Annotated in this window: 4 protein-coding genes and 1 pseudogene; 3 read left to right on the top strand and 2 right to left on the bottom strand. The window is 59.8% G+C overall.

The window, feature by feature from the left end:
* Positions 1-266: 266 nt before the first annotated feature.
* Positions 267-687 (top strand): annotated as a pseudogene (gene tnpA, locus Q0K07_RS12745) (IS200/IS605 family transposase); the annotation flags it as partial.
* A gap of 508 nt (positions 688-1195) precedes the next feature.
* On the opposite strand, the gene Q0K07_RS12740 reads toward tnpA, so the two are convergent.
* Positions 1196-2167 carry a DMT family transporter gene (locus Q0K07_RS12740; RefSeq protein WP_294559741.1) on the bottom strand — a complete coding sequence of 324 codons (972 nt, stop codon included), beginning with the start codon at positions 2165-2167 and terminating at the stop codon, positions 1196-1198.
* Between the two features lie 310 nt (positions 2168-2477).
* Between Q0K07_RS12740 and Q0K07_RS12735 the strand changes: the two genes are divergently transcribed.
* On the top strand, positions 2478-3419 hold the full coding sequence (locus Q0K07_RS12735; RefSeq protein WP_294559740.1) for a LysR family transcriptional regulator: 942 nt from the start codon (positions 2478-2480) through the stop codon (positions 3417-3419).
* Between the two features lie 151 nt (positions 3420-3570).
* Here the strand turns inward: Q0K07_RS12735 and Q0K07_RS12730 are convergent, their stop codons facing one another.
* The gene (locus tag Q0K07_RS12730; protein ID WP_294559739.1) at positions 3571-4440 is read right to left on the bottom strand and encodes a phosphodiester glycosidase family protein; all 870 of its coding nucleotides are present in this window, start codon (positions 4438-4440) and stop codon (positions 3571-3573) included.
* Between the two features lie 260 nt (positions 4441-4700).
* On the opposite strand from Q0K07_RS12730, the gene Q0K07_RS12725 reads away from it, so the two are divergent.
* Positions 4701-5813 (top strand): Fic family protein, encoded by a 1113-nt coding sequence (locus tag Q0K07_RS12725; protein ID WP_294559738.1) that lies wholly within the window; start codon positions 4701-4703, stop codon positions 5811-5813.
* The last annotated feature ends 533 nt before the right edge of the window (positions 5814-6346 follow it).

The raw sequence follows: 6346 nt of genomic DNA, 5'->3' as shown, positions 1-6346 counted from the left end.
TGCACACACGTTCTTTTCGGCCATTTGTCTCGCTGCCATTGTCATCTTTTATATTTAATGAGTCCTGAACCTAGGTAGAACAGTGTGCTGCATAAAGACGGGATGCGTTCGCGTCCCGTTTTTCTGGTTAAAAGAAAACCCCCGGCCAGGCTGGGGGTTCCCGAAAACGTATAGTTATGCGTAAGTGATAAACACTCCTTTTGATGTGCTGAGAAAGAGGTGCGGTCCGGCAACTGCGCCCGTAAGCACATCAGAAGGAGCTCGCCATGGGCGACACAGGGAAGTGAGCGCATACGCAATGGAACGGCAGATATCACAGAGTCTTTGCACCAGAATATCGCCGACGGATTTTCCATGGTGAGAAGAAAAGAGCCACAGGAGAAATATTGCGGAAATGATGTGAGTGGAAGGGCGAGAGCATAGCAGAAGCGGAAGGTTGTCCCGAGCATATCCATAGTTGCTTGCGATACCGCCCAGGATGAGCGTATCGGCGTTTGTGGGATATTGGAAAGGAAGGAGCAGCCTGATGATGCAGGAGCAGTTCGGAGAGCTGAAGTTCACATACCGTCATCGGAAGTTCTGGTGCCGTGGTGACCATGTCGACACGGCAGGCAGGAATAAGGCAAGGATGGCCGGGTAATCAGGCATCAACCGGCCGGGGACAAACTCGGAGAACAGCTGAGCATCCCGTACGCCGGAAGCCCGTTGACGGGCCGCCGGCAACAGAAATGCAGATGTCAGACCGTAGATGCGCCTGTTGGGGCGCGGCTGGTAAGAAAGCCTTGCAGGCGCACAAGAGGAAGCACCGGCTATGCCGGTGGGGCCCCATTCGGCTCAGCGCTATTTCTTCTGAAAGGGAGCAATGTCCTGCCTCCCTTCACCATGAGGCCGTGCGGGGGATGCGCCTTCTCGGCGTGCCCGGGCCGCTGCCGCATGCCTTTGTTCCGGGCTGCTTGGGTTCTGAGCGTATGCTCCGGCCCGGGGCTTCGGGCACCTGCCGGTGTTCTTCCGTCCCGGCCGTTTGCCGTGAAAGGCAGCCCCGGTTTTCCGGCCCGCGGTTCTGCCGCAGAAGCGCCGCCTTTCCTGTTTTGGGGGCAGAAAAAAGCCCGTTTCTCCGCAGGGGGTGTGGAGAAACGGGCGGCAGCCCGCACGGGGGAAGCGCAGATGCGCCTTGCGGGCGGGAAGCGCGCGGGGATTACCGTCCTTTATGCAGGAGGTGATGGACGATAAGGGGCCGGAGGGCCAGAAGCGCTTCCCAGGTGGGGATCATGGAGACCACGGAGGCTGCAAGCATGAGGAGGATGCCCGCCCACATGTTCCACGGAATATTTTCGCCGAGTACGATCATGGCGAGTATGGGTGCAAGCACGGGTTTGAAGAAGAAGACGAGGGAACCCTGCATGGCGGAGGTGGCCTCCATGCCCATGAAGTAGCAGGCATAGCCGCCGGCGGTGACGCCCACGCAGATATAGAGCACGTTCAGCAGGTTGTCCGGCCTGTAGCCGCTGAAGAAGGGGATGTCGGCGAACATGGGCGCGGTTTCGCGCAGGATGTCGGCCAGGGGCGGAATATGGCTTGCCAGCATGAGCACGATCATCTGCACGCTGGCGGCAAGGCAGCTGAAGCAGGTGACGGCCACGCCGGAATAGCGGGCGCACATTTTCTTGCCGAGCACGGCGTAGAGGGCGAAGGTGGCGGCGGAAAGCAGCACCAGCACGATGCCCACGGGGTCGAGGCTGGTGTGCAGGGGGTCGATGATGATGAGGGCGGCCGCCACTTCCATGACCAGGGCCGCGATATGCTGGGGCCGGATGTCCGCACGCAGGATGAGGAAGGCGAAGGCCAGCACCAGCACCGGGTTGCAGCTGAAGAGCACGCTCACCACCGAGGCGGGCGCGTAGAGAATGGAAACCTGGTAGAACATCATGCTCACCACAAGGCCGAGAAAGCCCAGGGCCGAAAAGCCCTTCCACGAGGCGGCCGTGAGCACGGCGTTGTGCTGCCTCAGCCCGCGCAGGGCAAAGGGAATGAGCAGAAGCCCGCCTATGAGAAAGCGGGTGCAGTTGAGCTGCATGGGATTGAAGTCGTGCGCCACCGTCTTGAGCGCCACTTCCATGGAGCTGAAGAACACCGTGGCGAGAAAAATGAAGATATATCCGCGATTCATGGCATATTCCCGGAAAAAACAAGAACGCGCCGAAAAAGCGCTTTCTTGCCTATAGCAGAGGTGCGTGATACGGTGAAATGCTGTTTTGATATGGCAGATATATCATATCTGCATAGCTGACGCCGCCGGAGGGGGCAGGCGCGGCGTTTTCTGTTCTGCGGCGCGCTTTCTGCGCCGAAGGGCGCGTTGCGCAGAGCGCCGCAGCAGGGCGCGCCTTTCTGCGGAGAAGAGCGGCCGCTGTGCGGCAAGGGCAGGGCCTTTGTTTTTGCGCGGCCTTTCTGCGGATTTTCAGAAAAAGGGCGGAACCGGAATGGAAATGAACTGGGAACTCTGCCGCATGTTCTACCATGTGGTGCGCTGCGGCAGTTTCAGCCGTGCGGCGGAAATGCTTTTCACCAGTCAGCCCGCCGTATCGCGGGCCATGGCGGAGCTGGAACGGGAACTGGGGTGCCGCCTGTTCATACGCAACCGGCGCGGGGTGGAGCTTACGCCCGAGGGGCGGCTTTTCTACAATCATGTGGCGGCGGGCTGCGAGAATCTGCGCCGGGGCAGGGAGGCGGTGGAAGAGGCCGTGGGGCTTCAGTCCGGCAGCATAGCCCTGGGCACCAGCGAAACCGCGCTGCGAAGCTGGCTTCTGCCCAGGCTGGACGCCTTTCATACCCAGTACCCGGGGGTGAAGATACGCCTGTACGGCGGCACGTCGCGCCGGGCCATGGAAGATCTGAAATCGGGCGTCATCGACTTTGCCGTGGCGGCCGTGGCCGGGGGGAGCTTCCGTTCCCTGCGGGAAACGCCGCTTTTTCCTTTTAAGGATGTGTTTGTGGCGGCTCCGGACTATTACGGGCACCTTTCGGGCAGGCGCGTGCTTCTGGAGGAGCTTGCCCGCGAGGCGGTGATCTGCCACAGGCGCGATTCGCTGACCTTCGATTTTCTGGAAGCCGTGTTCAAGGATCACGGGCTGGAGCTGGAACCGGCCATGGAGCCGGAAACTTCGGATATCGTGCTTGAGCTTGCGCGGCACGGCCTGGGCGTGGGCTTTGTGCCGGAGCAGACGGCGGCGCCGGCCGTGGAGGCGGGGGAGCTTTTTGCCGTGAACCTGGCCGAAACGCTGCCCGAGAGGCGCATCAGTCTGCTGGAATACGAGGGGCACACCCTCAGCCTTGCGGCGCGGCGCCTGCGCGACATGCTGCTGAGCGGGGACACGGCGGCGGATGCCCGGAATGCCGGGCAGGGGCATGTCGTCCCCGCGTAAGGAAGGCATATGGGGTGCGGGGGCTTCTCAGGCATGTTTCCGGCAGGGCGCGGCAGGCCTTGCTTTTGCCTTCCGCAGCCATGGCGGTTTTGGTGGCGTTCAGGGCCGGAGCGAAGTCGTGCACGGAACAGGGATCGGTGCTGAGCAGGAATCAGCGGCGGCGGATGCCCAGAATATTGGGCAGGGGAATATCGTCCCCGCGGGAGGAGAGCATATAGGTTGCGGGGGACATGCCGTTCCACAGGCGTATTTTCCCGGCAAGGCGCAGCAGCAGGGAGGCCTCGCTTCCGCCTTCCACATACATGGCGGAATTGAGGTTGAGGTTCTTGTGGGCGTTCAGGGCCGAAACGAAGTCGTGCACGGAACAGGGATCGGTGCTGAGCAGGAAGAGAATGCGGCCGTTCATATCTTCGGCAATGGAGGCCACGGCATGTTCCGGGCCGTGTTCGGGCCATACCTGGCCGCCGTCCGGCCCCATGAGGCGGAAATTCTGCACCACGATGTCGTACTGGGGCAGAAGGGTGCGCCAGTCGTCTTCGTTGCGGTCGAGCACGGCGGCGCGGGGCAGACCGGGCACGCGCGGAGAAGCCACGAAGAAGGAGCCGTACCGCGAAACGATGCGCCCGTTGTTGATGTTTTCGCCCCCGCGCATGTAGCCGGTGGAAGTCTGGCCGTCCTTGAGATACATGCAGGCGTTGATGGCCGCCACGAGATCCTTCTTTTCCGCCCATTCGCGCAGGGTGGGCACGCCCGGCCCCTCCCAGCGGGAACTGTACAGGCACACGTCGAAGTGCCCGGTGTCGAAGCGGAGGGCGCGAATGCTGATGCGGCGGCTGAAATCCTCGCCGTTTTTTTCCGTGAAGGTGAGAATCGCCATGTCCAGCCCGTCTTCCAGCGGAAGCCATGTGATGTCCTGCCCGGGGGGCGTGGGAGCGGGTTCCTCTTCGGAAGCGCACAGGGGGGCGACGGCGATAAGAAGCGCGCAGAGCGCCGTCAGAAGGAGGCATCGGATGCGTTTCATGCCTTCCTTGTATGCCCTTCCCCGGCGATGGGCAAGGGAAAACATGCACAAAGCCCTTTCCCGCCCTGCGAAGGCGGCCCTCCCCGAAAGAGCGGCAAAAGGGCGGAGCGCTCATGCAGGCAAGGCCCCTTTGCTGCAACTCCAGGTTGCACAACTTGCGTTGTGTCCATTTAAAGGCTTAAAAGTTGACACAAAATCCGATATCGTGTCTCCTTTGTCGAGGCGTGGTCGTTTTTTATGTTGCATGGTTGAGGTATGTCATGAATATCAGACCCTTCGTTCCCCCCATGCTTCCCCTTGATGAGAGCGAAGACAGGTGGGGGCATTTTGGTATGCTGGACTTTTATGCGACGGCCGCTCTGGCACAGCTCAACGGTATGATGCTGGCCTCGGCAAAAGCTGATCTGTTCTGGCTCACCTGGCTTTTGAAGGAGGCACAGAGTTCCAATGTCATTGAAGGTACGGTAACGACATTTGATGAAATTCTTGGTGAGAATGCCGGTGTCGTCGTTCCTGTGGAGCGTCAGGATGATGTTAAGGAGGTCGTGAATTATCACAAGGCCATGCAGGCAGGGCTTGAGGAAATAGCCGCAGGCAGACCCCTGACCCTTTCCCTGGTCAGGGCGCTTCATGCCCTTCTGCTTCAAGGATCCAGAGGGGAGCATAAGCATCCGGGGCAATGGCGGAAGGTTCAGGTACATATAGGTATGCCCGGTTCAGGCATGGATGAGGCCACGTTTATTCCCCCTGAGCCCGTGCATGTGGAGAGTCTGCTGGAAAACTGGGAAGCGTTTCTTCACAGAAACGATATGAATCCCATTATTCAGGCGGCCGTCATGCACGCTCAGTTTGAGATGATACATCCTTTTTGTGATGGAAACGGCCGCATGGGCCGGTTGCTCATCACCCTGTTTCTGGCAGAAAAAAAAGTGATATCCAAACCCTGCTTTTATATGAGCGCCTATCTTCAGGCGCACAGGAGCGAATATTACTCGGCGCTGGGGAACATTTCCCGATTGGGCGACTGGCATGACTGGATCAGTTTTTTTCTGAAAGCGGTCGTAGAGCGCAGTCAAGGCAACATCAATCTGCTTGACGCCATGAACCGGCTGTACGAGGTATCCAAAAAAGATTTTTCAGAAAGTACCGCTTCTTCAACGGCCGTACAGATTCTGGATTATATGTTTGCCAAACCGGTTTTTACCTTGCCCGATATTTATCATCATTTTGAAAAGAGCATGAGCAGACAGGGAATTATGAATATTATCAATAAACTTGCTCAGGCGGGTATTGTGGAAAAAGTCTCTTCCGGCAAGGGGAGAGTTCCCGCGATCTGGAGATTCACGGAACTTATGAAGCTGCTTGGTGAGTGAGAGGCGCTGCTCAGGCAGGGCCGGGTGCGCAACGCTTCGTTGGTGAGGTCGAAGGCGGCCCTCCCCGAAAGAGCGGCAAAAGGGCGGAGCGCTCATACAGGCAAGGCCCCTTTGCTGCAATTCCAGGTTGCACAACTTGCGTTGTGTCCATTTAAAGGCTTAAAAGTTGACACAAAGGAGCCTTATCGGCGGGCCGCTTCCCCCGCCGGGGACAGCTCCGCACGGGGCGCCGGTTCTGCGGCCCCTGCGGGGGAGGGAGTTTCTCCGGGCCTTCCTTGGCGGCGCAGGCCGGGAGACGCCTTTGCCCCCGTTTTTTTGCCTGAGCCCCGCCCCGGATTCCCTTATGACCCATCCGGCGTTTTCCCCCTCCGAAGACTTCCACCCCGCCCGCACGGGGCATTCCGGCTTTGTCTTTTCCGCCGCCCGCCCCGCACGGGAGCAATGTTTTCCCGGCCCGCGCCGGGGGAAAGCTCCTCATGCGCACGGAACGTGCGGAAGCGCCGGGGGGGGGGGCGCCGTTTCCGACATGGCCC

The organism is uncultured Mailhella sp. (assembly GCF_944324615.1).
Taxonomy (GTDB): domain Bacteria; phylum Desulfobacterota; class Desulfovibrionia; order Desulfovibrionales; family Desulfovibrionaceae; genus Mailhella.
This window is presented reverse-complemented; position numbering and strand designations above follow the sequence as displayed.

Coding starts and splice junctions, on each gene's coding strand:
- Q0K07_RS12740 (WP_294559741.1), bottom strand. CDS start 2,167: ATGAATCGCGGATATATCTTCATTTTTCTCGCCACGGTGTTCTTCAGC.
- Q0K07_RS12735 (WP_294559740.1), top strand. CDS start 2,478: ATGGAAATGAACTGGGAACTCTGCCGCATGTTCTACCATGTGGTGCGC.
- Q0K07_RS12730 (WP_294559739.1), bottom strand. CDS start 4,440: ATGAAACGCATCCGATGCCTCCTTCTGACGGCGCTCTGCGCGCTTCTT.
- Q0K07_RS12725 (WP_294559738.1), top strand. CDS start 4,701: ATGAATATCAGACCCTTCGTTCCCCCCATGCTTCCCCTTGATGAGAGC.